Source organism: Pantoea jilinensis, from assembly GCF_019104105.1.
Lineage (GTDB): Bacteria > Pseudomonadota > Gammaproteobacteria > Enterobacterales > Enterobacteriaceae > Pantoea > Pantoea eucalypti.
Genome location: NZ_CP077746.1, coordinates 2449981 through 2476462 on the forward strand (window position 1 = coordinate 2449981; position 26482 = coordinate 2476462).

Consider the following 26482-nt stretch of genomic DNA (forward strand, 5'->3'; position numbering starts at 1 on the left):
GAAAAAATGTCACTTTGGGAAAAATCATCACTCCCACTTACCACCTTGCTTTACAAGTGTTTTATTTCCCTGTATCACTTTCAACTCAAGTGGGTGAAACCTCACAATATAATCTACGCCGCTATTATTGAAGGTCATTCCGTCAGCTTTATTTGAGTTGGCAGGCTGCGTGGTTTTACCTTCAAGAGTGATCTCTTTTCCATCTTTATTTCTGAGGCCAAAGTATTTAACTTTATCACATACAGTATAAAAACCTCCGCAACCATTAACTAAAGTAATGGTGAAATCAGATGTTGAAAAAACTTTCATCTTCGATTTTAGATCCACATGATTTATTTCTTTATCGAGCGAATAAGCTTCTGGCGCATAAAACTCGCCATTTTCAGGATCTTTGATTAAATTCCATAAAATTTTATTATCTTTAATTTCTAAATTTGCTTTACCCTTCGCCCCGCCAAATGAAGAATCAAATTCAATCAAAGCTTTCTTACCATTTGCAGTGCCTTTGAGATTACTGCCATTACTCTCAGGGCAATCTATTTTGTTCCCGCCTCTGGTAACATAACAATAACTACCCGTTACGTTATTATTATTCTGTTTTAATTTTAATGTTAGCGTCGAGTATAATGACCCATTATCATTTTTTTGCTGCCCACTCCACTGACCGGTAAAGTCATCAGAAGCAAACAAGGATAATGAAGAGATTAACGACAAAACGGCTATGCTAAATCCAACTTTGTTCATTTAATTAACCTTGAAAATCAGATGATAATTAACCCTGTTCATCCAGCTGTTGATATTAAGCTAATTAATAACTACAACTCAAAGCAGCAAGATTACAAATCATTATTATTTTTAATGGTATGACATTTACATGTGATGTGCAAACATCCCGTGTAATAGTGCGCATACATGACACACCATCACGCAAGAATTTTATTACTCGGAAACACCCATCCACTTTCCGTCTTCAGACAGCACGATTTTATTATTAACGACAACCGTAAGGTTACTAATTACATTGTTGATAATATAGGTTGCATCATGATTGCGGAATTTATAACTCAGCACCGCACAGGATGCTTGACCACAATCACTTTTCGTGGCTTTACCTTTTAACCTGACAACTGCACCATCTGATTTTCTTACACCCTCATAACTAACGTCATTATACTCCGCCCCAGCAGCACAGAGCGAAGTTATTTTAATTTTAAATTTTGCCGTCTCAAAAACTTTCTCACTATTGCTTTGAATTACTTTTTGATTTTTAGCGGGAGTAACAGACTGTTCTTTATCAAAACGTTTTGCCCAACTCGCAATATCCTCCTGGATTTTATTATTTGCACGATCATTGCTTACATAATGAATTTTATCATCCTCAGGCAGCATCCATGCAGCGTAGACTTTACCGTCAGGCTGTATAACAAATGCAGAAGCCTGCTCAAGATAAAGATCTTTTAACCAGCCCTCAACGAATATACCGCCGTTATCTGTTTTATGGGGTTCGCCAAAAACATCAAAGTTTTGGCTGAAATCACTATACTCGCTGCCTAAAACAGACTTTAAACTGGAGACAACATTCTGGTCACTGAAGATGTTTGAAACCTTGTCTAAACTATTGTACTGAGAAAAAACCACCTGTCCTTCTGAAGCTTTCGCAACTCCTATCGGGCAAACTATAATTATTACCAAGAGCATCATGTTAACAAATAATTTCATAGTCTTACCTGAGGAGTAAACTAAATTGCGCTGTTTTACCATACTGATTAGTTTATTTTTTTAATTAATTATTAAACTCGCCAGATGGCATTATGTTGTATACAATTAACCAAGTCTTGAGTGAATGCGGTATTGATTTTCTTTACTCACTTACTTTTAGGGTAAGAATTTAAAACTATTCAGCTCATTTTAAACTCTTCAATTGGAAAATAAGATTAAAAATTAATTTAACCCTGCGTGACGTATCACGCAGGGTTGTTGTTATTCATCAGTATTAATCGTCATCATAATATGACTGATTTTTTTATGCTCCAGCTGAAATGATATGCGTTTGTTATCAGCGTTATAATATAACCAGTGCTGATTATCACTATCATCCACTGTGCCCTGACCATATTTGCTGACCAAAACATCCTCACTGTCACCTGGTCCTACACCTCTGGCTGTTTTGATCGCAGGCGTATTGATGGTGATCTGTGCAATAAGATAGCTGTCGATATCACGCTGCTCTTTTTGCCAGAACAGGTTCGCAGTGTAGATTTCAAAACCATCATATTTGTGCTGGTAGTATTTATAACTGGTGTCGCCACCAGGCACATCGCCAACGAAGTTTTCACTTATCTGTGCGCCCACCTGCTTCTGAGTTTCATCGCTCCACTTATCACCTAAGGAAAAAAGATGATTATTTATATTCACAGTAAAATCAGTTGATTTTAATTCAGCACCTGAAAACTCCGCCACCGCGAGATGGGAGTAGATGGATAAAGTAAATATTAGAAAATGTCGCAGGTACATATTAACTTTATTAAAAAATGACATTTAAAATATAATACCCAGCAACTTTATTTTGAGAAAAAAACAAAGGTGACATTAATAAAATAAATTAATGCCACCACGAAACCTCATCTATCTGTCAGTAAGCCAAATAATCACATCAAAAAATACACAAACTATTTTTTCGAATCATAATCTGGTGCTATACCAGTGTGCGTTTCAACTAGCCTGTCTTTTTTAACCCACCCATCGACCTGGTTTCCATCGTTAGTTACATACATCACACTGTAATAGTCTTTGTACTCAACATAAGCATATAATTCATTACCGGGGACAACAAAAACCTCTCTTTTTATGCATTTTTCGTCTGGAGCAGAATAGAAATATAATCTTCCTTTGCCACCGACTTTGTATACATTATCTGTATTGTCGAAATTCACGCCTTTGTTATTAGCCTTACTACTCAAATTCTGGCAGAAATCATTGGCGGTAGCCATTAGTGGTAATGAAAACGCTAATGCGCATAAAAGTTTAATCATAGTAATCCTCTCCCTTTCATTACGGAAATCAAACTGTTGGCATAGTCAGGATCGGTTGCATACCCTTTAGCCTGTAAGCCTTTAGCCCATTCTACCGGATCGGATGAGTTGAACAAACTGCTATACCTCTGATTTTTAATCAAAAACTGGGAGTGCTGCTCAATACTCTCGTCAATTGAATCATAACTGGCAAATTTATCCAGTACAGCAACACGTTTTCCGTTGATATTCTCATGAGTCCAGTCTTCCACAAAGTTTGGCGAGCCATGTGCCTTGACCCCAAAAATGTTGTTGCTCACTTTGTCAGTGTTGACATCAGTGGGCATTTTTTTGCCCCAGTTAGATTCAAGAATTGCCTGAGCCGTGGTGATTTTAGCGGGTACACCAGTTTTCTTTTCATCTTCCTGAGCAGCAGCATACACTTTATCGAAGAATGCTTGTTTTTCGGGGGGTAAAGGGCGTACTTTTCTTACCTGGTTGTTTGCCAACGGCGCAGCCGCCCCTTTCGCCGCAGCCTTTGGTGCAGCGGGCGCGGCCTGGCCTTTTTGCTTCGGCGGGAACAGGTTCTCCACCGCCTGGCTGATGTTCTGTTTATGACTGGAGCCCGGTGCGCTAGTGCCTGGCTTCGCACCATCTGTGTTCAGGTTCAGTTTGCCGCCAGAGGTGGTGATATGACCATCGCCCTGCACGAAAATATTGAAGCCTTTACCCACAATATTAATCTGGCCATTCGCATTGAGTTCGATAGCGCTCTCTCCGCATTCAAGGCGAAGTTTAGTGCCCGAACCCACAACATAGGTATCGACTACCGCATCAAGCTTGCCTTTACCGGTCAGCCGCTCTTCGCCCCCTTTTACGCCGTGGACGCGGTTGGTTTCGACCCGATACAACTCATTGCCGCCCGCATAATGGCTGTGATTGTTGGCGACGGAATGGCTGGCGTCATTTTTAACATGGGTATCCATGTTCTTCTGCGCCTGGATCCACAGGTGTTCCTCACCCGCCTTATCCTCAAACCTCAGCGCGTTCGCCGTATCCGCCGTGCCATCCTTCGACCGGCTTAAAAAGCCCATCTGCGTCGCCGCAGCAGGCAGCGCCCACGGCGGCATGCTTGCCTCGTTATACACGCGGCCGATAATCAGCGGACGGTCCGGATCGCCGTTGATGAAGTCCACCACCACTTCGTCGTTAACGCGCGGGATCTGCACCCCGCCGAACCCCTGACCCGCCCAGGCGCTGGAGACGCGCACCCAGCAGGAGCTGGTGTCGTCGCCCTTCGCCAGACGGTCCCAGTGAAACTTCACTTTCACCCGGCCGTAGCGATCGGTCCAGATCGACTCGCCTTTCGGCCCCACCACCTTCGCCGTCTGCGGACCGTGCGTTTTTGGCCACGGCGTCTCCGGCGGCGTGCGGTACGTCACCGACGACGGCAGCACCGTGAAGCTGATATTGTGCCGGCTCTCGCCGGTGTCGCCGCTGGCGTAACTGTTCTCGGCGAAGTCATAGGTCGCCGAGGTCACCAGATATTCGCCGTTGTCGCTGAAGTGCGGCGCGTTGATGATGGCGAAGGTGAAGCCCGGCGCGATGCCGGTGGCGGTGCCCGACCCGCTGACGCTGTGGTGCTCGCCCTGCCACACCTCCTGACGGATGCGCGCGTAGGACTCGCCGTGGCTGTGGTCGACAAAGTGACCTGGCCAGTCGTAGACGTCCACCGAGCCCGGCACCGGCGACGCCGGGTTCTGCCGCGCCTGCAGCATCCACGCGTTCGGCTTGCGGAAGTCGTAGTCGTCGGTGCTGTAGATGCCCGGCGTCACGCTCTCCGCCAGCGACCACTGGCTGATGCCCTCTTCCGTCACCACGCCGCCCGACGGGGTGACGTGATAGGCGATGGTCTCATAGCCCGGAAACGCCTGATGCTGGTCCGGCGCGTCGCACAGCACCAGCGTATGTTTGTCCGCCTCGTGGCGGAAGAAGTAGTAAATCCCCTCCAGCTCCATCAGGCGGCTGATGAAGTCCAGGCTGCTCTCCTGATACTGCACGCAGTACTCCCACACCCGGTAGTTGCCCGCCAGGCGCGTCTCCACGCTGACCGCGTACTCCTTCAGCAGCGTCTGCACAATCTGCGGCACCGTCTGGCTCTGGAAGATGCGCAGGTTGCGGTCGCGCCGCATCGGCCACAGGTCCGGCTCAACCGTCAGCTGGTAGACCGCGTAGCGGGTGCCGCTCAGCTCCTGGCTGCGCACCGCCACCCGGGTGATTTTGCCGTTGAGGTAGCGCGGGCTCAGCACGTTCATCAGGCCGTCGGTCGGCAGCGTAAAGGTCACCGGCTTGCCCAGCAGGGCGTGACGGTCGATGCGCGCGTCGGTGGCCAGCAGTTCGGCGGTGAGCACAAAGGGACGGGACAGCGTCTCGGTGCCGGTGAGCGTGTGGAACAGCAGGCCGTCCGCCGGCAGCTGTGCAGTAATGCGTGAGAACATGGTTTTCATCCCTGTCTGAAGAAGGTGCGGCAAAAAGTAATGTCTTAAGGTGCAAGCATCAGCACTTTGAACTGACTTGGCACGATACGCATGCCAACCGCATTGGTAGAGTTTTGCAGGCTCATGCTGGTCAAACGCGTTGCCGGCGTGCCTTTCAATAATACGGTGAATGAACCGGTGAGGTGACGTGAGGGTCCCATTACCGTGCCCGATGCAACACCCGTTGCGACACCGGGATTATCACCATTTGTCAGTGGCGTGATGGTCGCCATATTATGCGCTGGCATACCCATGAACAGGATATTGAGTGCATTCGGAATGGCCGTAGGTCCAAGTGCGATGTCCGGATAAGGTATAGGCACTGGCGCGGGCGTTGGTGTCAGGCAGACATCCGGAAAGGCTAAGTCCACGCCAAACAGCTGACAGTTTGCGAACATTCTTGCTCCTTAACCCATGTGAATCTGTTCTGAGTCGACTTTAGTAATTGCTTTGGAGGTAATTACCGTATTGCTGGCATGCAGGCGTACGTAATCCTCTGCTTTCATATCAATCTGACCGGCCCGAACCTGTTCAGTATTACGTGTGGTACGCAGCAGGTTGTGGCTAATCTGCGTTACGGTTTGCCACACTGATTCCGCACGCTTGCCAACGATTCGCGAGAGGCTAACCCAGGCAGAAATCTTCTCGCCGCTGTAATTCATATCGTTGATATGACAATCACCCTGTTCAGCGCTGATGCGCAGCGCGCCACTGCTTAAACTTAATTCACCCACACTGCTAATATGCAGATCACCCGGCACACTGAGTTCTGCTTTATGCTCATCAGCCCGCTCTAAAACAGCCAGTAGCCAAATCTGGTGTTCAACGCTGGTTACTAAAACTGTGTCGCCTATTTGCGGGACAATCACGCAGCTTGCAGCGCGGCGACAATGCCAGCCTCGTCCTTCACATTCAATAGTCAGGCTGCCATCGGCGAAGCTGTGCGTGACAATGCCCGCGGTCTGCACTGGGGGTAGAATGGCGTTTGTCAGCGTATGGTTGACATTATGATGCATTACTTAATCTCCTTAGCTGCGGCTCTGGCGCTGTGCGCTCCATGCTTCAGCTGCCAGTAGTTCTTCATCAAATTCCAGAATGCCCCGACGACCAGAGAACTGCGCGTTCTCCTGGCGCGCCCGGTGCATTCGCGTACGTGAAAACGTTGCTGCACGGAAATCCGCCCCGCGCAGATCTGCGCCGGAGAAGTCGCTGTATGTAAGATCGCATCGCATAAAAAGGGCCTGTGAAGCCCTCGTTTGTTGCAGAATACTTTGGAAGAATCGGCTACCCGAAAAATCAGCTCTCTCCAGCACTGCACCCACCAGGATAGCCTGATCGAACAGACTTCCTTTACACTCAGCTTCCGTCAGGTCTGCTTCCATGAATAGAGCCTGACTGGCATTGACCTGATTAAACAGTGCGTCTTTAAGTGAAGCGCCTTTGAAATTACATTGTGTAAGATGCGCACCATTAAACTGCACTTTATCCATGACACAGTCAGTGAACTGGCAACCTGTAAATCGCTGATGATCGTAATTCTTACTGCGTTGATCGCAGTTAAAAAAGACGGTGCGGTCAAACTCACCCGGCGTCAGGAATACCTTACGTAAATCAATATTGTAGAAAGTAGTAAGCAGACATTTGCAACCGTCAAAATGTGCCTCGTCCAGCGTTGATTCAAAAAATACGCAGCGATCAAACTGTGCTTGTTTAAACTGACCTTGCGTGAGCGGACATTGCATAAATTGCGTGCTGAGCAAAACGCTACGCGCAAAATTGCTGTTGGTAAGCACGCACTGGTTGAATACCGTTTCGCTCAGGTTTGTCTCATCTGCCGTTAAACCTGACATTTCGCACTGGTTAAAGATGACCTGTTCAATTTTTGCCTGACGTATATCAGCCCGATCAAGCTGACATTCAGTAAAAACGGTTTCTTTTAAATTGGCCCCTTGCAGATTTGCCCCTATTAAGGACACGTCCTGAAAGATCCCTCCGGAAAGATCAAATCCCTGCAAATTGATACCATCCAGATTCAATTCGCTGATGACCTCACCCTGTTTGATTAGCCGATGAATATCCGTTGCAGTGAGTGCAGTCATACAATTTCTCCATCTCGCTTTGGCAACGTTTTAATGCGTTTCGTAAAAGCCCCGTCAAGCTCGGTGGTTTCGCTGGTGAAAGCCTGTGAGAGGTCAGCACGAAAAAGATTAGCGCCCCGGAAACATGCGCCAGCCAACTGACTTTTCGGTAATAACGCCCCCATCAAATTGGCATCCGTAAAGTCTGCATCGCGAAAATCAGTGCGCACGAACAGACTGCCTGCCAGGTTTGCTTGCTGAAAATTTACACCTCTACAACTTGCCTCGCTTAAATCACTATTCTCAACTTTTGCCAGGGTGAAGAGTGCAGCATCCAGTGGTATCCCACGCAGATTACTTTGTCGAAGTGTAGCGTGAGTAAAATCCGCTTCGTTAAGTGTAGTGCCTGACGTCACCGCGCAGGTGGTCAAGGTTGCGCCAATAAAACCTGCACCATTTGATACTGTGTCGACCCATGAGCAACTCTCAAGTTCGGCGCGATTAAAAACAGCCTGCTCGAGCCTGGATTTAAGAAAGGTCGTTTTAGTGAGTTTTGCCTCTGTAAAATCAAGGTCTGGCAAATCGAGTTCCATAAATACACATGACTGGAGGTTTGCGCGTTGAAAACAGCATTGTGTAAACCAGGTTTCCCTGAACAGTAACCCGCTGAACGTTGTCCCGTTGAACGTGCAATTGTCAAATAACGTCTCTTGCAGTTGCGTATCTTTGAAATGAGCACCGGAAAAATCGCTTTTGCAGCACTGCGCCAGAGCAAAACTTGCGTTCTCAAAATTACAGTTGCGTAGGGAACTGTGGTGAAGTTCGGTTCGCGCCAGCATTGCGCTATGAAAATTAGCGCCGTCGAGTTTGCAATGGCTTAAATCCGCACATTCCAGCAACGTTTTGCTGAAGTTGGCTCCGCGAAGATCCATGCCAGAAAAGTCAGCGCCCGTCAGATCCATGCCGCTAAAGTTTCCATCCTGAGCAAGTGTTCTTTCAGCACGTTGACGAATAATTTTGGCCAGATCACCTTTCAGACGTAATGCTGGTGGCTGGCTTTTTACAGATGTGAGATACATTTGATGGAGAGCATCACGCATCTGTACCAGCTTCTTCTCACCCAAGCTATCATTGTTGCGTTGAAGCATTTCTTGCATATGAAACAGCGTTTCCGGACCTCGGGGCTGATGCTCATCACCTTCTCTTTGCGGATATCGGGCTTCTATCTCGCGTTGACGCAGCTCTGCCTGCACCTTCATTTCTCCGGCCTGACGCTCCATTTTTTCGATAAATTCCGGCAAGTCTTCCAGTCTGGGAAGCTCTGGTTCCGGGGGTTCTTTCAGCAAGTCACCCACTTCCCCGCCGGATGCTTCAATGCGCGCACGATGTTGTTCCCGAAGATGTTTCGCTCGCGCTTTCATGTTGTCCCGCATCGGACTGGGCGTTTGCTCGACCTGATTATCTATCCAGGGGCCAATGACCTCATCAGGCAGGAGATCTTTTTCGCGAAATGAAAACAGTGCGCCGTTTTCTTTATCCAGCCGTTGCGTAAGTACCTTACGGTAGTGATTCACTGAGCGTGGCGAACCACGTTTTTCCAGTGCGGGCATCAACTGCAAAACATCAGCCGAATCGTCTTCATTAATGCGCGTGTTTCCTTGCCACAACAAAATCATTTGCTCAAGGTGAGGAAAGAACCATACCGTGGTCGCCCTCAGTGAAATTTCCTCGAACAGCGTTTCATCTTCGCGCTGACGATTGATAAAGCAGCGTGCCTGCCAGGGGGGGAGTTTGCCCTCCTGCATCGGCTTTTGTGGATGCATATTCCAGATTCGCCAGGCGGCTTGCTCTGGTAAGGCATCGCGATCTGTCCACCATTGATCAGGACTACCGGCATTAAACACTTTCCAGTCGATATCTCGAGCGAAACCGGGGAAATCATTTTGTAACCAGTTGGAATCGTATTTTCTCCCCATACGGTTAAAACGTTGTGGCCAGCTGATATCCAGTGGGCCAAATCCCGCCGGTTCTGGCTTTTTCCCAGGTTGATTCAGTCGATTACTCATCGCTTCAATATTGGGCAAGCGAACAAATTCATGTCCCTGATGCATCTCAGGGTGAATGCCTATCCCATAGGGATTTTCATTATGCCCTTCACCGCCAAAAGCACGACTCCAGTCAAGCCGCATCTGCTCGAACGTTTGCGGCGCAGTGATGTTATTACCGACCCGGTAGCGATCGCCGAATACAGCCAGCGACTTGCTTAACGTATTGACTTCAATCCGCACCGCGCAGGCGGTTTTATCGCTTTGATGATTTGTATAAGCATGGCCAGTGGCCAGAAATTCGGCACATACTTTTGGGATGGCCATATCAAGAACACCGCCACTGGTCTGTAGCTCACTGGCAGCCAGTTGCCAGAGTTCCATTTCAGGACGAAGTTGCGGCTTTTCCCCCATGTCAGTCAGTGCAAGCACCGTTACGCCCAGATGATTTTTACCCTGCCAGCGAAACGGGCGATTAAGTACACTCAGTCGCAGAGGCTTAATGATTTTCATGCCCGGGATTCCTTCTAAAACGACAGATAAAACAAATACCGGGCCTGACCCCGACCCGGTATTGATAATGATGTGGATAGTTATTTCAAATTTTAATGAACATGCGACTGTATTAATATTGAAAAATAAGCTTCATTTAATGATGAATAATAATTGCATTGCGCATGTGAAGTATAAAATTTCAGCACCACTCTTTTTCGCAAGATATATGCTATTCACAAGCCTATATATCGTAGGATTTGCTATTCTGATAACGCCACCACTTTTGACCCCATAAAATTGGCCGCCCTCGGCATGGGGAATTAACGCATCTAATTAATTAACTAATCTGCTGCGCAATGAAAAAATCACTAATACAAAACATCAATTACAGCGACTTTTGTCGGAATATCATCACTGTACTTAACAATAACTTTAATACCTTTTTTTAATTTATGAATGTCATTTGGCCTTACTAATCCTTTAGCGGTAAGTATATTCTCTTTTCCAGCAATCGTAAGTGGCACCTTAAAATTATAGAAAAAATCATTACCATATTTGGTGTCTGTCTGCGACCAGCTTTTGGGTTCAGTAGTTATTACTTCACCCTGCCATTCCTCTCTGGTTTTCCAGTTTTTTATTTCAAACAACTCATTTTTATTAGGCTTGAAGATTGAAAACATTACAAACAAACCAAGGACAGTCATGATGATACCGACAATAAATGGTGTTTCAGTTAAAAAATTCATTTTCACCTTCATATAAATAAATGTATCGCGCTAATTACTACATTTTGCAGAGTATCTTCAATTTTAGTTAGTGAACGCTTATTGTCAATACCTTTCGTTGAATAGCTAACTAATGAACTGGAGTTACTCAATGCTGTGACGCTATTACTTACTGTCGTAAATGAAGAACTCATTCCAGTACCACTCATGCTATTACCCGTTAATGAAATACTATTCCCCGTTACACTTTCATTAAAACCGGTCATTGAAAAAGAGTGCACAGCAGTCTTAACCCAACTGGAAGGCGCTTCAATGCTTACTTTCGTGCTGCTTTTAATACTTATTTCGTTTGGGCTAAATATATTAACCGTACCTGTCATTACATTTTGATTCCAGCTGCCATTAATATCCACACTTACATCACCGTTAACTTTCTCCGACAGGTTTCCGGTAATCTCTCGATTTTCATTGCCATTTATATGGGAATTTTTATTACCGACAATTGAAACTTCATCTCCATTACTAATTTTCAACACCCTGCCATTTTCAATGGTAGTCTTTTCACCGTTATTGAAAATTTTAGTCTCAGCATCATCAACCGTCGTTGTGCGCTTCTGCTTGTAATGGAAAGTTGAGTCACCAGTGATCTCGTCAATTTGATCTTTGCCGATCTTTGTCGTACGGCATCCGTCTATTGAAACGGTCTTGTCATTCTCTACCGAAATATTCATATCTTTTTCGGCATGCATATTCAGCAGTTCACTGCCTGGCTTATCTTCAAAAAAAAGATAGCTGGCATTTGCCTGATGTCCATCTTTACTCCGCGTCATAAAGCCCATTCGTGTTGCATCACCAGGTAGATCCCACGGCGGCATGCTCGCCTCGTTGTAAACACGCCCGGTGATGATTGGCCGATCCGGATCGCCGTTAATGAAGTCCACCACCACTTCATCCCCTACGCGCGGGATCTGCACGCCGCCGAATCCCTGGCCCGCCCAGGCGCTGGAGACGCGCACCCAGCAGGAGCTGGTGTCGTCGCCCTTCGCCAGACGGTCCCAGTGAAACTTCACCTTTACCCGGCCGTAGCGGTCGGTCCAGATCGACTCGCCTTTCGGCCCCACCACTTTCGCGGTCTGCGGGCCGTGTGTTTTCGGCCACGTCGTCGTGGGCGGCGTGCGGTACGTCACCGACGACGGCAGCACCGTGAAGCTGATGTTGTGACGGCTCTCGCCGGTGTCGCCGCTGGCGTAACTGTTCTCGGCGAAGTCATAGGTCGCCGAGGTCACCAGATATTCGCCGTTGTCGCTGAAGTGCGGCGCGTTGATGATGGCGAAGGTGAAGCCCGGCGCGATGCCGGTGGCGGTGCCCGACCCGCTGACGCTGTGGTGCTCGGCCTGCCACACCTCCTGACGGATGCGCGCGTAGGACTCGCCGTGGCTGTGGTCGACAAAGTGACCTGGCCAGTCGTAAACGTCCACCGAGCCCGGCACCGGCGACGCCGGGTTCTGCCGCGCCTGCAGCATCCACGCGTTCGGCTTGCGGAAGTCGTAGTCGTCGGTGCTGTAGATGCCCGGCGTCACGCTCTCCGCCAGCGACCACTGGCTGATGCCCTCTTCCGTCACCACGCCGCCCGACGGGGTCACGTGATAGGCGATGGTCTCATAGCCCGGAAACGCCTGATGCTGGTCCGGCGCGTCGCACAGCACCAGCGTATGCTTGTCCGCCTCGTGGCGGAAGAAGTAGTAAATCCCCTCCAGCTCCATCAGGCGGCTGATGAAGTCCAGGCTGCTCTCCTGATACTGCACGCAGTACTCCCACACCCGGTAGCTGCCCGCCAGGCGCGTCTCCACGCTGACCGCGTACTCCTTCAGCAGCGTCTGCACAATCTGCGGCACCGTCTGGCTCTGGAAGATGCGCAGGTTGCGGTCGCGCCGCATCGGCCACAGGTCCGGCTCCACCGTCAGCTGATAGACCGCGTAGCGGGTGCCGCTCAGCTCCTGGCTGCGCACCGCCACGCGGGTGATTTTGCCGTTGAGGTAGCGCGGGCTCAGCGCGTTCATCAGGCCGTCGGTCGGCAGCGTAAAAGTGACCGGCTTGCCCAGCAGGGCGTGGCGGTCGATGCGCGCGTCGGTGGCCAGCAGTTCGGCGGTGAGCACAAACGGACGGGACAGCGTCTCGGTGCCCGTGAGCGTGTGGAACAGCAGGCCGTCCGCCGGCAGCTGTGCAGTAATGCGTGAGAACATAAGTAATCCCTGACTATTAACTGTGTGGATCGAGCAACCAGACGCCTTCTTCGCTGATGTTCAGCGTCTGCTGGCGGGTGCCACTCTGGCCGCTAATGGCAAAGGTATAGTTGCCCGGTGCCAGCTGCAGCGTCGCGAAGCCATTCACCGCCGGCACCAGCGCCTGCGGCTGACCGTTTACCTGAACGCGTTCCCCCTGCTGCAACCGGATATAAACCTGGGCGACAGGCGCGGGTGGCGGTGCGGGTTGTGGATCGGGTTCACGTGCGGCGGTCTGCACCGGCTCAGAGGTCTGCGCCGGTGCGCTGACAACGGTGTCCGGCGGAGTCTCAGACTGGGTCGGTGGCGCAGCCACCGGCTGGTTGACCGGTGCGACGGTGACGGCAGGCGCGCTGTTTTGCGCGACCTCAGCCGGCGATGACTCATTACCACGTGACATCAGCAGACCGGCGCACAGGCCGACCAGCACACCCGCAGCCACCAGGCCAGGCAGTGCAAACCGGTGTCCCAGCAGCGTTTTCAGCGGCGAGGCGGGTTTGACCTCCTCCTCTTCTTCTGTGATCGGCACCAGCATCGTACCTGGCCCGCTCATTTTTGCGCTGAGCAGCGGTTCTGACTCGCGTTCCGGCAGCGCCATCAGCACAGCAAAATCATCAATGCTCTGCGGGCGATCTTCCGGCTTCAGCGCCAGTGCGCGATCCACCGCACTGAGCAGCGCCGTGGAAAATCCTCCCAGACGACGCTGCACCAGCGGCTGATAATTATCTTCGATGCTCCGCACCACGCTGACCGGTGGCGGTGCACCGGTAATCAGCGTATGCAGCACCGCGCCCAGCGCGTAGATATCGGTCCACGCGCCCTGCTCGCTCTCGTCGTTGTCGCTGTATTGCTCAATCGGCGCATAGCCAGGACGCAGCATGGTCTCGCTCTCATCCGACAGGTTGCCGATGGTTTTGCGCGCCGACCCGAAGTCCAGCAGGATCGGCTCGCCGCTGCTCTGAATCTGGATGTTATCCAGCGAGATATCACGATGCAGGTAACCCGCTTCATGGATGGTTTTAATCGCGCCCAGCAGCGGCGGCAGCATGCGACGGATCCAGGTTTCATCTACCGACTGCGGATTGCGTTCGCGGAAGTTTGAGAGCGTGGTGCCGCTGTAGAACACCGTGCCCATGTAGGCAGTGTCGTTCTGCACCCAGAAACGCAGCACGTGCAGCAGGTTCGGATGGTTAAAGCGCGCCAGCAGACGCGCCTCCTGAATAAAGCTGTTCAGTCCGGCGTGAAAAGTTTTGCTGAAACGTTCGCTGCGCAGCACCAGATTAAGGTCATCGCTGCGCACCGCCAGTGACGCGGGCATAAACTCTTTGATGGCGATATCACGTTCCAGCTGGTGATCCCAGGCGCGATAGACGATACCAAAGCCACCACCGCCGATAACCTCTTTGATTTCAAACTCATTAAAGCGGTAACCCAGCGGCAGCGCGTTGGGGACATTCAGGGGTTGATCATGTTCCGACATATTCGAAAACTCTCTGATAACTAAGCTTTAAACAGCGAACTGGCAGACAAATTCGCCCTGCTCACAACGCACTTCGACGCGGCGATAGCGTTCATCGCGGGCGTGCGCACTCAGCAATATCTGGCTCATCTGCGGCAACAGCGTGTTAGTGAGGATGGCATCCACCATGCGACCGCCCGACTCTACCTCGGTGCAGCGCTGGACAATCTGGCTCACCACCGACTCGTCGATCTGCGCCTCAATCCCATGGTTGTCGGCCAGACGACGCACAATGCGCGCAAGCTGCAGCCGCACAATCTCCGCCAGCATTTCATCGCTGAGCGGGTAATACGGTACCACCAGCAGACGGCCCAGCAGCGCAGGCGGGAACACCTCCAGCAGCGGTTTACGCAGCGCGGTGCTCAGGGCATCGGGATCGGGCATCAGTTCAGGATCGGCACACATTGCGCTGATTAGCTGCGTGCCGACATTCGAGGTCAGAATGATGATGGTGTTGCGGAAATCGATGTGGCGACCTTCGCCATCCTCCATCCAGCCCTTATCAAACACCTGGAAGAACAGCTCATGCACATCCGGATGGGCTTTCTCAATCTCATCCAGCAACACCACGCTGTAGGGACGACGGCGAACGGCTTCGGTCAGCACGCCGCCTTCGCCGTAGCCGACGTAGCCCGGCGGAGCACCTTTCAGCGTCGAGACGGTGTGCGCCTCCTGAAACTCACTCATGTTGATGGTGATAATGTTCTGCTCGCCGCCATACAGCGACTCGGCCAGCGCCAGCGCGGTCTCGGTTTTACCGACACCGGACGGGCCGCACAGCATAAAGACACCTGCGGGCTTGTTGGGGTTATCCAGGCGGGCGCGCGTAGTGCGAACCCGTTTGGCGATCAGCTCCAGACCGTGACGCTGGCCGATAACGCGCTGGTTCAGGGTGTCAGCCAGATTCAGGACGGCGTCGATCTCATTCTTCACCATCCGGCCCAGTGGAATACCGGTCCAGTCCGAGACCACGGCAGCCACCACGCCTGCATCGACAGCGGCAAACAGCAGCGGCGAGTCGCCCTGCAGCGCCGTGAGTTGCTGCTGCGTTGCATCGCGCTGTTCACGCAGCGCCGGATCCTCTTCGGTTACACAGCGGGCGCGCAGCGTAATCAGCGTCTCAACCAGTTCGCGCTCATGCAGCCAGCGCTGTTGCAGTGCATCACGTTCAGTTTCCAGGGCCGTGCGCTCTGCAGCAATCGCCTGCTGGCGGGTCACATCGCCAAGGCCGACGCGGATTTCACGTTCAATGATCTCCGCTTCAATCTCCAGCGCGGCCAGACGATGCAGACAATCTTCCAGCGCCGCAGGCTGTGCGCCCTGACTGACCGCCACGCGGGCGCAGGCGGTATCCAGCAGCGCCACCGCTTTATCGGGCAGCTGACGCGCCGGAATGTAGCGATGGGATAGTTTCACTGCTGCAGTGACTGCATCATCCAGCAACAGCACCCGATGGTGTTTCTCCAGCGCGCTGACGGTGCTGCGCAGCATCAGAATCGCTTTGGCTTCATCGGGCTCCTGCACCTGCACGGTCTGGAAGCGGCGGGTCAGCGCCGGATCTTTCTCGATGTACTTTTTGTATTCGGCCCAGGTGGTCGCGCCGATAGTGCGAAGCTGGCCGCGCGCCAGCGCCGGTTTCAGAAGGTTGGCGGCATCGCCGGTGCCCTGCTGACCACCCGCGCCGACCAGAGTGTGGATCTCATCGACAAACAGCACGATCGGCGTCGGGCTGGACTGCACCTCATTGATTAGCGCCTGCAGTCGCGCTTCGAACTCTCCTTTCATCCCCGCACCCGCCTGCAGCAGGCCGATATCCAGCAGCCAGAGCTGCACATCGCGCAGCGGCGCAGGCACATCTCCCGCAGCAATACGCAGCGCGAGGCCTTCGACCACCGCGGTTTTGCCGACGCCCGCTTCACCGGTCAGCAACGGGTTGTTCTGACGACGACGCATCAGGATATCGACCATCTGGCGGATCTCATCGTCACGCCCGGTTACCGGATCGATGCGGCCTTCACGGGCGCGCGCGGTCAGATCCTGTCCATACTGCTCCAGCGAACTGCCACTGGCCGCAGGCGCTGTACCAGCAGCATCTGCCGGCGCGCTCATCGCCTGCTGCGCTTCTTTGCTGTTGCTGAGCAGCGTGTCGAAATCCGCCAGCAGCGCATCGGCATTAACCCGGCTGAACTGGCCGGAGATGCCTTTCAGTACGCTGGCCAGGTTGAAGGTTTTCAGCATACCAATCAGCAGATGACCGCCGCGAATGCGGGTCGCGCCATATTTCAGCGAGGCATAAACCCACGCCCGCTCAACGGCGCTGTCGATATGCTCAGAGAGGTCGGAGACCGCACTGGCACCGCGAGGCAGGCGATCCAGCGCGGCAACGATGTCCTGAGTCAGGGCCTTTTCATCCAGTGAAAAATGTGTGATGACCTGCTGTAAGTCGCCATCCTGCTGCTGCATCAGTTGATGCAGCCAGTGCACCAGTTCGACATAGGGATTGCCGCGCAGTTTGCAAAAGGCGGTGGCGCTTTCCAGCGAGGTAAATAACAGCGTATCCAGTTTGCCGAATAGCACGGCACGGCTGATTTCTGACATAGGGGGCTCTCTTCAATGAAAGACGCAGGCTGTGTAACAGGGAAAGCGGCTGGGCTAGCGTGAAGCAGCCTCAACCTCAAACATGAAATCTTCACGATCGTGCGGCTGCGGCATCTGTCCCAGCCAGCTGGTGTAGCCGAGTCGGGCAGTGCCGCCCAGCGCCACACCCTGCACCTCGTCAGCGGCCAGGATCAGACTGAGATCCCATTGCATTTCGATGCCAAGGTAGTGACGCACCCAGTCGCGCACTTCCTGCGCGCCGGGCGCATCCGGCAGAAAATGGGCATACTGCGCGGCGTTGAGCGGGCCCAGGTGCAGGCGAAAACGGTGCTGCACATCACGTACCGCCACACCGAGAAACGCGGAGGCGCCCAGCCGGGGCATGTGACGTCCCGCGCCCAGTCGGGCCTGATCGCGGCTGTCCAGCGTCAGCCAGTGCGGCAGGTTCTGCGTGAGCCGGACCGGTACGCCAAAGTAGTGGCGCAGAATGCGCACCAGCCCTTCCGCATCATGACCGTGACGGCTGAGATGGCCCACCAGCATCAGTCGGGCATGGAGACTCAGCGAGCTGGCCTGCTGCTGGGCCGGCAAACCGATGCCCGCCAGACAGGCGAGATAGTTCAAAAAGCGACTGTCGTCGGGACGATCCAGCGACACGGTCGGCTGCGCATCCGCCCAGGCACGATAGAACAGCAGCGTGGCGCGGTGGTGAAACAGGTCAGCAAACGCCGACAGGCTGTGATCCTGATGATGCACGATGCGTTCATGCACATATTCGGTCAGATGGGTTGGCAGCGGGCCGTTGGGGCCAAACAGGCCAAAGCTGTAGATCGACAGCTCATGACGCTCCGAACCCTCACGCGGGGTGGCACTGGCGACGGTGGCCGGTGCAAACGCCAGTGACGGCGTCTGACCGATGCGTACCGATTCGAACTTCGGCAGCGGCGCACGGCCCAGCGGATAACGCTGACCGCCCTGCGCGTCCAGCCGTCGCAGCAGCTGAAACAGATCGTAGCGCCACGGCGCGGCCATGACTTTCTGCCAGAAATCATCCGGCAGTCGGGTCAGACGCGGCAGCGTAATGACTTTTTCGCCACTCATATCAGCGCTTTCCGGCCCATGCGCGGCGGCCAGTAGCCCACTTCCCCGCGCTGCTGGCTGTTCAGGGTGAATTCTGTGAAGCTGTTAAGTGCCACCAGCCGGCCACAAACCCGCTCCAGTACGCTGCCAAACAGCCATGGGCTGGCACCCGAAAACGCCTGCTCATCCACTTCCAGCGTGATGCTGACACCGCGCGCAAACACCACCGGCCCTGGCTCAGGCACACGGCGGTTTACCGCGCTGAGCGTACAGTGACGAATGCCGTCAATCTGGCGGGCAACCGGCGCTTCCGCGAGATTAGCGTAGAGACTCAGCAACTGGCGCAGCGCCGCCGCACCTTCCCCGTCGCTGCTGTCCATCAGACTGAGGTAGTTCATCTGCAGATGGCTGATCAGCCGCCACGCTGAAAGGCCTTCTGCCAGCGCCGGACGTGGTGGCGTCGGTCCTTTGCACAGCTTCAGCTCCGACACCGGAATGGAATCCGGCATCACGAAATTGCCCTGATCCTGCTGCAGCATCAGCGGCAGATCGCGGCTGGTACACATCACCTCGGCAGAGAGATAGCGCACGTCGTCGCGCCACGGCGCATGATGCTCATCCACCAGCGACAGAAACACTTCTGAACCGATGTAGCCGGTGCGCGTGCCATAACGTTGTGCCTGCTCTGACAGGGTGCGCTGTTCGCGGCGCAGCGAGAAGTAGGCGCCATAGTCACCCTGATCGCCGCTGAAGGTGCTCCAGAACGGGCGGAATACCTGCTCTTCCCGCTTGCCCTCTACGGTGGCAAACAGCCGCTGCACCGAATGCACCTCATAATCCAACGGCCGGATGTTATCCACTACCAGATGATATTCATGCTGACTGTCGCTGACCTTCAGACGCTCGGCGGTTTTCGGGAAGAGGTTAATGACCGGCGTGCAGTGCAGCGCCAGATGGCTGTGATCGACCACGCTTTCCAGCGCGCTGTCCGCTTTGTCGAGCAGGATGATGATGTCGAACGCCGTGGCGTTGTCGCAGCGGCGCAAAAACGGGCCGAGCTGACTCAGGCTGATAAACTGAAAGCGTGCCGGAAAAGCGAAATATTCCTGCAACAGACGATAGCCGTCGAAGTTGCGCAGGTCGTCGGGCAGCAGCGCCTGCTCTGGCGCAAAACCCTCCTGCTGCAGGGCGTCATCTGTCAGCACCTGACGCTGTGGCCGTTTCTCTACCGACTGCAGCACGATACCTACCCGATGCTGCATCAGCAGCTCAAGCAGCTTCAGCGCCTGAATATCCGGGCCGCTGAGGAACAGCATCAGGTCCTCGACATTGAGCTGACTCAGCGAGGAGATCCCTTCACAGGTGATACGGATGCGCAGCGCACTTGCCGCGCCCAGGCCCGTGAGTTTCAGCTCGCCAGAAGGCAGATCACCTGGCACGCCGCCGAGGCTGGCTTCAGTGATGCGCAGCGGATGCAGCACCACATCGTGTGCGGTGGAGTAGCTGCAGGTCACCCCGGTTTTTTTCAGGTTCTGGCTCTCCATCATGGTGCCGCGCGGCACCCGGAAACCCTGAGTGATATCACCTTTGCGGCTGTCCGGCGTCAGCTGCGCAATCGCCATGGAGGGCGTTGGCGAGAGATAAGATGGCGCAATCATCTCCAGCAGACGCTGTGAGAAGCGCGGAAACTCCGCATCCATCTTCAGTTGCACGCGCGACGTCAGGAAGGCAAACCCTTCCATCAGCCGTTCCACATAGGGGTCCGCCACGTCAATGCCATGCATGCCAAGACGTCCCGCCACTTTCGGGTAGCGCGTCGCAAACTCTGCCCCCATCTCGCGCAGGTAGGCCAGTTCACGGTTGTAGTAGTCGAGCAGATTGCTGTCCATGGTTATCCTGCATCCTGAAGTTCGAAATGGCCGCTCTCCAGATCAACCTGAGTGCGGAACAGAAACGCCAGTGGATAAGGCACACACCAGAGCCGCCCTTTGATCTCAATCGACAGCACGTTGTGCAGGCTGAGCGAGCCGAGATCGCTGACGCAGCGCACCTGCAGCCCCTGCGGCAGAATACGCGGCTCGAAGTGCAGAATGGCGTTGGTCATTTTGCGCTGCATATCCTGCCATTCAATATCGGAGACGTTCTGCCCGGCCAGCGGCGCAACGCCGAAATTCCAGACCGAGCGCTGCACCTGATCGAAACCACTGAGATCCTGCTGCGCTTCGTTATTAATGGTGTTGAACAGCCACTGCAGATCGCGCAGGACGTGGCGACGCAGCGTGCTGTGGCTGATCAGCATGCTGTTCTCCGCCTCCTGCTGCTTGTCCGGCGCGTTGTCGGTCAGACGATCCAGCAATGAGGATTGCAGCTTGTCGCGGGCGGTCAGCGCATCGCGCTTTTTGCGCGCGCGAAAGCCGCCGTGCAGCTGGGCATAGCCATCATTGTGCGCGCCTGAATCATGACTCATCGGCAGACTCTGTATTGTCGAACGTGACCTGCTGCAGGCTCAGCAGCGAGAATTCCGCGCTGTCGCTGAGCCACATTTTTTGTCCCTGGCCGATGAACTGATCCGTGTCATCGCCCAGTGGCTGCCATTCGGTGACGCTGGCACGCAGAAAACGCTCCTCTGCACCCGCCAGCAGCGGATAGCGCGCCGGAATCTGACACACCTGCTCGCTGCCATCCACCAGCTGCACGCGTGTGTGACGCCACACCAGATCGGTGACGCTGGCAGGCGCCTGGAACTGCATCTCACGAATGGCGGCAAACGGGATCCAGTAGTAACGCCCCTGATTGATCACTTCACACACCGGACCGAAACGGCTGTCGCCATCCATCAGCCAGCTGAATGCGGTTGGCTGATCCTGTTGGGTGGCGGTGCCGGGATTGGCGTCGGCGAGGTCGAGTGCCTCAGCCCGCAGTGCAGTGCCGCGCGCGACATCGCCCGCGGTGTCGGCCTGTAAGGCGGCCAGCAGTGTGTCACACCAGTGCCAGGCGCTGCCCGGCAGTACCGGATCGGCCTCACCGCGCAGTACCGCGTCACGCTGCAGTTCACCGGCGATTGCCTGCTGCAACAGATTGACGGTTGGTTGCGCCTGCGGACTTAACGCCAGCCAGGATTGCAGCTGCGTCTGCGCGCGCGACCAGTTACCTGACAGGCAAAGCAATTGCACAAAGGCAGCCCGCAGATCGGCATTTGCCGGATTCGCCTGAATCTGGCGGGTGACGTCAGCCAGTGTTTCGCCGAGCGTGGCGTTAGCCAGAAGGTGTTGTAAGGATTCCATGCAAACTCCTTTTGCGTCAGTTAAGGGTGCGATAGACCGCAGCGGCGGGATTTTTCAGTTCAGGATGGAGTTTTTCCACCAGCTGCACGCTGAGCGTGCCATCCCCACTGACCCACGGTGACCAGACTTTGCGAACTTCCTGCAGACGCGCCTGAACCGCACTCTCATCAGCCGCTTCGCTGGCGGGCATCTGCACCACCACCTGACGCACCGCCTGCCAGCCGTTAAAACGGTTACTGAACGGAAGAACCAGCCAGCTGTCAGGGGATTTTTCGTTGCTCAGCACCATACGCTCGCTATTGACCGTGGTGATGTGGAGTTCGGCCGTGGATGACTGATTGCTCAGGCCCGTCACCGGGAAACCCTGCAGGAAGGTCACGCCGATTGCCGCAGATGCACCGTTACCTTGCTGAGTCAGGCGGCTTTGCCCGCTGAGCCAGCCGTCAGAACCGCAGACCAGCCCCTGTTTTGCGGGAACAAACAGCGCGCTACCCTGCGCCGGATGCTGCCACCAGGTGCGGAAATGGCAGCCATCCAGCAGACTGAATTGCAGCCACGGCGAGGTATCCGCCTGGGCGGCATTGCGCAGAGCGTCAACAGGCACGGCCGCCGTGGTTGGCTGTTGCTGTTGCTGCTGCGGTGCCGCTGGCGTCACCACGGTTTTCCACTGCTGCGCACGAGCGGCACTGCCGGTGGCGATTTCACTGCCCTCTGGATCGGTCAGCTGCCAGTGCAGTTGCTGCAGCGGTTTACACTGCGTGGCCATCAGTCCGGCTACCCGTGGCAAGAACTCTTTTAAAACAGTCGGGTTTTTCTCACCCATCGTCACGATGCGCAGGTTAATGGTGCTGTTACACCAGCTCGACAGCTGATTGTTTTTGACGTCATCAATCCAGACATCCAGTTTCTGTGCCGGGGACTGTACGATGCGATAGTTTTCAGCATAAGCCTGCGTGCTGAGCACCAGCGCAGCCAGACCCAGTAATCCATATTTCATGTTGGCGTTCTCAATCTCGCAGAGGGAAGAACTGCGCCGCTTCAGAGAGCGAGTGCAGCAAGGTGGTGTCCTGGGGCGATCCAATCCAGACGGCCAGCGCGCTGAAATTATCCTGCTGCCCCTGATCCGACTGATCGTTTTTGATGATTTGCTGCATCAGCGTCAGCCACTCTTCCGGTGTGTTCACCATGTGCAGTGACTGCTGCATCTGCTCCAGCGAAACGCCATGCCAGAAACCATCGGTGCAGAGTAAAAAGGCATCGCCATCTTCGATTTCGACCACGTCGCTGTAGCTGGCGTCACGCTGCTCATCACCCATCCCCAGCGCAAAATAGAGCAGGTTGCTGTTAATGCCTTCGGTGCGATGTCCGGCATCTTTCATCTGCTGCACCAGGCTGTGGTCGGTGGTGACAAGATAGAGATAGCCGCGACGAAACAGATAGAGGCGGCTATCGCCTGCATGGGCCCAGCAGGCAAGATGGTAGTCGCGGTCAATGAACAGGCTGACCAGCGTGGTCCCCATCCGGCTGTGTTCGCTGCTGGCTTTCTGCTGCTGCCGGATGGCGTGGTTCGCGTGATTAACGTAGTTGCGAATCGACTGCGCATTGAGGTGCGCATCGCCATCAAAGGCCTGTAGCAGGCTGCTGCGGGCGATGGCGGCCGCCCTGTCACCGCCGGGAAACCCGGCTACACCGTCGCAGACGACAAAGCAGGCTGAACGCGTACCGATGACATCACCGATCTGATCCTGATTACTGGCGCGATCGCCCTGATTGGACGTCGAGGCAATAGTGATATTCATGCGTCATCCGTGTGGGTTTGTGAGTCTTTGTACTGATTGACTTCCAGGTCATAGGCGTGCAGAAACGCTTCGCCAAACAGGGTATGAAAGTCGTCTTCGATCTCGCCCGCTGTCTCGCCGTAGCGCTCAACAAAATGCTCCCACAGTGCTGCTTTGCGGCTGCCCGGCAGACCAATACGTGACACTGAACCTGCCTGACGCGCCTCTTCTTCCAGCTGCTCCGGGTTAAAGGATTGCAGCATTGAGGCGATAATGGCGCGGATACCGGCGATCATGCCCAGCTGGTGCGCCTGCAGATCGATCAGCGCATCACGCACCGCCTGACGCGGCGGCATAAAGCCCGGCATCCGGCTGCCGAACATCTGCATTAATACGGTTTTACCCGACGGCAGCAGCTTGAAGGGGTTGTTGGCATCATCAAGGATTACCGTCATGTCGGCTTTGACGCCGCGCTTGAGGATCGAACGCGACGACAGCAGTGCCACCGTGCCCTGTGAGAACATGCTGAGCATCTGACCAAACTGCAGCATCTGTTCGCGATCAAACTGTGGCGTCGGCTGCAGGTCACGCAGGCCCATGCCTTCCAGCAGCGCATCCAGCAGTTCGCCCTTGAGGGCGTCGCCGCTGCTCTGGCTTGGTGTTGAGGGAGGAACTGCAGCGGCATGATGATGACCGGAAGCAACCGGATCGATGCGCAGGCGCCCTTTGGGCGTCGGCGATGGCGTGCGCTGCACTGCCTGCGGCGTGGGCAGCGTGATCCCGCCGTAGTCGTTCTGCGGATTCACCGCGTCTGGCTGGCTGGACTCCGCGTCATCCGCCTGGCGTGGGGCTTCGCTGTGCACCTGGCTCTGAGGCTGGTCATCAACCGGTAAGTCGATACCGCTGAACAGCGGTGAGTTTTCCATTTCGTTCAGGCTGACGGAGACCTGCTCAGGTGCGCGTGCAGTAACCGGCTCAGGTTTTGCCTCTTGCTGAGGCGATACCGGCGACGTGGACGGTTTCGCTGTCGGCAGCTCAGGCTGTGCCAGCGGCACCGCATTGCCCATCATCAGTCCTAATGGATCGTCATGGTTGCGCACATCAGTCTGGCTCTCGCCGTCAAACAGACTAAGCGGATCCAGTTCAGCGGCGGGCGCTTCAGCCTGCTTTGGCGCGTTATGCAGCTGAGCCGACAGCGTGCTCGGCGTCCGATCGTCAAAAATGCTCTGCTGTGCGAAGAGCGCATCGCCGTCATCAAACAGGCTGCTGCTTTTAGGCTGCTGACCATAATCCAGCGGCGCATCGTTGATCAGTTGCGCCAGCGGATCTTCCGGATTCCGGTCAGACGCAGCAGGCGTGGTCAGCGGATGGGCATCCGGCATCTCCGGCACCGCTTTGCGTTTAGAGAGATCGTCTGAAATCGAAAACTCTTTCGCCAGGCTGTCCCAGATTTCGCTGGGAATGGCAGCGGTGGTGCTGGCTTTTTCAGCTGCCGGTTCGCGAACAGGTGCAGCGGGCTGCACGGGTTCAGGACGAGGAACGGCCCTTTCCATCTGCGGCTGATGATCACTGTTGAGGTCGCTGACCAGCAGTTGATAATCATCAATGCCGAGAATGTCTCCATCCTGCAGTTCAACCTGCCGACCGCGCTCCAGCGGAATATCGTTGAGCAGCACACGTGTCACATTGCCACGGTTGGTCAGGCGACATTCGCCGTTCGCGGTGATGTGCACAATCGCCTGCAGGCGGGAGAGCGTCCGGTCATCATCTGGCAGCACCAGATTGTTATCCACGCCGCGACCAATGGTGCCGCCGGGCGGGAAGAAATCACAATGAGTCTGAGGCGGCTGTTGGCCCGGTTTAGTCGTTATTATCGTAAAGCGCATAACGGATTCCTGCGGTTAGCGGTTCGGCATCTATACCGCGCACCTCTCAGGGAAAGGCGCGGGGTATAGGGAGCGGGAGATTTTAGAATTGGTTTTCTTAAATAGCTGGCGGTTAATTAAGACTTATAAACAGAAAAGCCATCATATTTAGTTAAGCCGATAACATTACGTTAAAGGTTTATTTTTAACTAACGAACAGGGTGATAATTAAAATAAATTCAAAGATAATCTTATTATGAGCACCAGAGACTCTCTTGCTTAAATAGCATTTATTCAGAATCATTTACAGGCATTGAAAAAAACGGGATTAAAGCGTAACGCCATGCGCGATAGTTAAAGAGAATGTCGTGCCCGACTTGTAAAGCCTGAGCAAGGAAAATCATCAGTAAGGCAGTTGTTTCAGAAGAGCAAAACGCTCTTTATCGATGCGGATAACACAGAGATTAGTCGCCACCGCACTCGCATTGCTGCCTTCTTCAGCCGCAAAGGCCTCCAGCCTGCACTGTCCATCACGATACTTCAGCCAGTTGCGCTGGGTATCTACCAGCGTTGCGACATAGTCATCAGCCAGTTTTTTCTGTGTGCCGTACATCTGTACAATCCGCTTTTTAGCCGTCTGGTACGCTTTGTTCAGGTCATCTTCCGCCAGCGTCTTCTGCTGAACAGTACACTGAAACAGCGTGCCGTCTGAAGGCTGTTTTGCACAGGTCTCATCAGCGATCGCTGAAGCACTTACGGAAAGGGACACACCGATCAAAATCAGTTTACTTATTCTTTTCATAATTATCTCAGCACTCTTAACGATCAATGATAGGGAATCAACTTAAGCTTTATGACTCTTTGCTCGTTAAGCTCAGAAGTGCACATATTAAAATTAGCGTTACTTAAATCACTTCCTTTATCTGCAACATAAGAAGCCAGTTTACAGTCATTATCCCGGTACTGTAGCCACGCTCGTTGAGCGTCAGTTAATGTGCTCATATATTGACTAAGCGCTTTATTATCACCTTCAAAAAGAGTTTCAACTCTGGCTTTAGCCAGTTTATATTCTTTATTTAAATCAATCTCAGTCTGGCTTCTGTTTTTCCGGGCGCAATTGTAAACTTCCTGGTCGTTATTCCCTTTTAACAATCACTCATTGCGTGGACGGGCGAAACATACATA

The 26482-nt window shown here is 53.7% G+C and carries 22 protein-coding genes; all 22 read right to left on the bottom strand.

The features are described 5' to 3' along the window. Positions 1–27: 27 nt before the first annotated feature. The gene (locus KTJ90_RS11540; RefSeq protein ID WP_375151095.1) at positions 28–744 is read right to left on the bottom strand and encodes a hypothetical protein; all 717 of its coding nucleotides are present in this window, start codon (positions 742–744) and stop codon (positions 28–30) included. A gap of 195 nt (positions 745–939) precedes the next feature. After that, positions 940–1719: an Ivy family c-type lysozyme inhibitor gene (locus KTJ90_RS11545; protein WP_078804326.1), complete on the bottom strand. Its 780-nt coding sequence runs from the start codon at positions 1717–1719 to the stop codon at positions 940–942. Between the two features lie 261 nt (positions 1720–1980). Further along, on the bottom strand, positions 1981–2538 hold the full coding sequence (locus KTJ90_RS11550) for a hypothetical protein (RefSeq protein WP_260805110.1): 558 nt from the start codon (positions 2536–2538) through the stop codon (positions 1981–1983). A 131-nt stretch (positions 2539–2669) separates the two neighbouring features. After that, on the bottom strand, positions 2670–3032 hold the full coding sequence (locus KTJ90_RS11555) for a hypothetical protein (RefSeq protein WP_078804325.1): 363 nt from the start codon (positions 3030–3032) through the stop codon (positions 2670–2672). Next, positions 3029–5509 carry a type VI secretion system tip protein TssI/VgrG gene (gene tssI, locus KTJ90_RS11560; RefSeq protein ID WP_499024673.1) on the bottom strand — a complete coding sequence of 827 codons (2481 nt, stop codon included), beginning with the start codon at positions 5507–5509 and terminating at the stop codon, positions 3029–3031. Before tssI ends, KTJ90_RS11555 begins: the two co-directional genes overlap by 4 nt. A gap of 44 nt (positions 5510–5553) precedes the next feature. Further along, positions 5554–5946, bottom strand: a complete 393-nt coding sequence (locus KTJ90_RS11565; protein WP_078804323.1) for a DUF4150 domain-containing protein — start codon at positions 5944–5946, stop codon at positions 5554–5556. A gap of 9 nt (positions 5947–5955) precedes the next feature. Next, the gene (locus tag KTJ90_RS11570; protein WP_039661317.1) at positions 5956–6564 is read right to left on the bottom strand and encodes a DUF3540 domain-containing protein; all 609 of its coding nucleotides are present in this window, start codon (positions 6562–6564) and stop codon (positions 5956–5958) included. A gap of 12 nt (positions 6565–6576) precedes the next feature. Beyond that, positions 6577–7647: a pentapeptide repeat-containing protein gene (locus tag KTJ90_RS11575; protein ID WP_039661318.1), complete on the bottom strand. Its 1071-nt coding sequence runs from the start codon at positions 7645–7647 to the stop codon at positions 6577–6579. After that, positions 7644–10184, bottom strand: a complete 2541-nt coding sequence (locus tag KTJ90_RS11580; RefSeq protein ID WP_499024677.1) for a DUF2169 family type VI secretion system accessory protein — start codon at positions 10182–10184, stop codon at positions 7644–7646. Before KTJ90_RS11580 ends, KTJ90_RS11575 begins: the two co-directional genes overlap by 4 nt. Positions 10185–10534: 350 nt before the next feature. Continuing rightward, complete coding sequence (locus KTJ90_RS11585) at positions 10535–10912, bottom strand: hypothetical protein (protein ID WP_078804505.1); 378 nt, start codon at positions 10910–10912, stop codon at positions 10535–10537. Between the two features lie 8 nt (positions 10913–10920). Continuing rightward, complete coding sequence (locus tag KTJ90_RS11590) at positions 10921–13134, bottom strand: type VI secretion system Vgr family protein (RefSeq protein ID WP_499024681.1); 2214 nt, start codon at positions 13132–13134, stop codon at positions 10921–10923. Positions 13135–13150: 16 nt separating this feature from the next. Beyond that, positions 13151–14653, bottom strand: a complete 1503-nt coding sequence (locus KTJ90_RS11595) for a serine/threonine protein kinase (RefSeq protein WP_110411541.1) — start codon at positions 14651–14653, stop codon at positions 13151–13153. A 27-nt stretch (positions 14654–14680) separates the two neighbouring features. Beyond that, positions 14681–17290: a type VI secretion system ATPase TssH gene (gene tssH / locus KTJ90_RS11600; protein WP_499024684.1), complete on the bottom strand. Its 2610-nt coding sequence runs from the start codon at positions 17288–17290 to the stop codon at positions 14681–14683. 54 nt (positions 17291–17344) lie between these two features. Next, positions 17345–18391: a type VI secretion system baseplate subunit TssG gene (gene tssG / locus KTJ90_RS11605; protein ID WP_003853282.1), complete on the bottom strand. Its 1047-nt coding sequence runs from the start codon at positions 18389–18391 to the stop codon at positions 17345–17347. Next, positions 18388–20259: a type VI secretion system baseplate subunit TssF gene (gene tssF / locus KTJ90_RS11610; protein ID WP_003853283.1), complete on the bottom strand. Its 1872-nt coding sequence runs from the start codon at positions 20257–20259 to the stop codon at positions 18388–18390. Before tssF ends, tssG begins: the two co-directional genes overlap by 4 nt. A gap of 2 nt (positions 20260–20261) precedes the next feature. Beyond that, a complete protein-coding gene (gene tssE / locus KTJ90_RS11615) occupies positions 20262–20837 on the bottom strand; it encodes a type VI secretion system baseplate subunit TssE (RefSeq protein ID WP_003853285.1) in 576 nt (191 codons plus the stop codon). Further along, positions 20827–21654, bottom strand: a complete 828-nt coding sequence (locus tag KTJ90_RS11620) for a type VI secretion system accessory protein TagJ (RefSeq protein WP_154926123.1) — start codon at positions 21652–21654, stop codon at positions 20827–20829. The genes tssE and KTJ90_RS11620 overlap by 11 nt, the downstream gene beginning before the upstream one ends. 16 nt (positions 21655–21670) lie before the next feature. Next, positions 21671–22651 (bottom strand): hypothetical protein, encoded by a 981-nt coding sequence (locus KTJ90_RS11625; RefSeq protein ID WP_003853289.1) that lies wholly within the window; start codon positions 22649–22651, stop codon positions 21671–21673. Between the two features lie 10 nt (positions 22652–22661). Further along, positions 22662–23453 (bottom strand): PP2C family protein-serine/threonine phosphatase, encoded by a 792-nt coding sequence (locus KTJ90_RS11630; protein ID WP_003853291.1) that lies wholly within the window; start codon positions 23451–23453, stop codon positions 22662–22664. After that, positions 23450–25318: a type VI secretion system-associated FHA domain protein gene (tagH, locus tag KTJ90_RS11635; protein WP_499024690.1), complete on the bottom strand. Its 1869-nt coding sequence runs from the start codon at positions 25316–25318 to the stop codon at positions 23450–23452. Before tagH ends, KTJ90_RS11630 begins: the two co-directional genes overlap by 4 nt. A gap of 382 nt (positions 25319–25700) precedes the next feature. After that, the gene (locus KTJ90_RS11640) at positions 25701–26099 is read right to left on the bottom strand and encodes a lysozyme inhibitor LprI family protein (RefSeq protein ID WP_039661069.1); all 399 of its coding nucleotides are present in this window, start codon (positions 26097–26099) and stop codon (positions 25701–25703) included. A 23-nt stretch (positions 26100–26122) separates the two neighbouring features. Continuing rightward, positions 26123–26449 carry a lysozyme inhibitor LprI family protein gene (locus KTJ90_RS11645; RefSeq protein WP_499024693.1) on the bottom strand — a complete coding sequence of 109 codons (327 nt, stop codon included), beginning with the start codon at positions 26447–26449 and terminating at the stop codon, positions 26123–26125. Positions 26450–26482 lie beyond the last annotated feature (33 nt).

What these genes read in the sequence shown, in the direction of transcription:
- KTJ90_RS11540 (WP_375151095.1), bottom strand. Translation starts at nt 744, where the DNA reads ATGAACAAAGTTGGATTTAGCATAGCCGTTTTGTCGTTAATCTCTTCA.
- KTJ90_RS11545 (WP_078804326.1), bottom strand. Translation starts at nt 1,719, where the DNA reads ATGAAATTATTTGTTAACATGATGCTCTTGGTAATAATTATAGTTTGC.
- KTJ90_RS11550 (WP_260805110.1), bottom strand. Translation starts at nt 2,538, where the DNA reads ATGTCATTTTTTAATAAAGTTAATATGTACCTGCGACATTTTCTAATA.
- KTJ90_RS11555 (WP_078804325.1), bottom strand. Translation starts at nt 3,032, where the DNA reads ATGATTAAACTTTTATGCGCATTAGCGTTTTCATTACCACTAATGGCT.
- tssI (WP_499024673.1), bottom strand. Translation starts at nt 5,509, where the DNA reads ATGTTCTCACGCATTACTGCACAGCTGCCGGCGGACGGCCTGCTGTTC.
- KTJ90_RS11565 (WP_078804323.1), bottom strand. Translation starts at nt 5,946, where the DNA reads ATGTTCGCAAACTGTCAGCTGTTTGGCGTGGACTTAGCCTTTCCGGAT.
- KTJ90_RS11570 (WP_039661317.1), bottom strand. Translation starts at nt 6,564, where the DNA reads ATGCATCATAATGTCAACCATACGCTGACAAACGCCATTCTACCCCCA.
- KTJ90_RS11575 (WP_039661318.1), bottom strand. Translation starts at nt 7,647, where the DNA reads ATGACTGCACTCACTGCAACGGATATTCATCGGCTAATCAAACAGGGT.
- KTJ90_RS11580 (WP_499024677.1), bottom strand. Translation starts at nt 10,184, where the DNA reads ATGAAAATCATTAAGCCTCTGCGACTGAGTGTACTTAATCGCCCGTTT.
- KTJ90_RS11585 (WP_078804505.1), bottom strand. Translation starts at nt 10,912, where the DNA reads ATGAATTTTTTAACTGAAACACCATTTATTGTCGGTATCATCATGACT.
- KTJ90_RS11590 (WP_499024681.1), bottom strand. Translation starts at nt 13,134, where the DNA reads ATGTTCTCACGCATTACTGCACAGCTGCCGGCGGACGGCCTGCTGTTC.
- KTJ90_RS11595 (WP_110411541.1), bottom strand. Translation starts at nt 14,653, where the DNA reads ATGTCGGAACATGATCAACCCCTGAATGTCCCCAACGCGCTGCCGCTG.
- tssH (WP_499024684.1), bottom strand. Translation starts at nt 17,290, where the DNA reads ATGTCAGAAATCAGCCGTGCCGTGCTATTCGGCAAACTGGATACGCTG.
- tssG (WP_003853282.1), bottom strand. Translation starts at nt 18,391, where the DNA reads ATGAGTGGCGAAAAAGTCATTACGCTGCCGCGTCTGACCCGACTGCCG.
- tssF (WP_003853283.1), bottom strand. Translation starts at nt 20,259, where the DNA reads ATGGACAGCAATCTGCTCGACTACTACAACCGTGAACTGGCCTACCTG.
- tssE (WP_003853285.1), bottom strand. Translation starts at nt 20,837, where the DNA reads ATGAGTCATGATTCAGGCGCGCACAATGATGGCTATGCCCAGCTGCAC.
- KTJ90_RS11620 (WP_154926123.1), bottom strand. Translation starts at nt 21,654, where the DNA reads ATGGAATCCTTACAACACCTTCTGGCTAACGCCACGCTCGGCGAAACA.
- KTJ90_RS11625 (WP_003853289.1), bottom strand. Translation starts at nt 22,651, where the DNA reads ATGAAATATGGATTACTGGGTCTGGCTGCGCTGGTGCTCAGCACGCAG.
- KTJ90_RS11630 (WP_003853291.1), bottom strand. Translation starts at nt 23,453, where the DNA reads ATGAATATCACTATTGCCTCGACGTCCAATCAGGGCGATCGCGCCAGT.
- tagH (WP_499024690.1), bottom strand. Translation starts at nt 25,318, where the DNA reads ATGCGCTTTACGATAATAACGACTAAACCGGGCCAACAGCCGCCTCAG.
- KTJ90_RS11640 (WP_039661069.1), bottom strand. Translation starts at nt 26,099, where the DNA reads ATGAAAAGAATAAGTAAACTGATTTTGATCGGTGTGTCCCTTTCCGTA.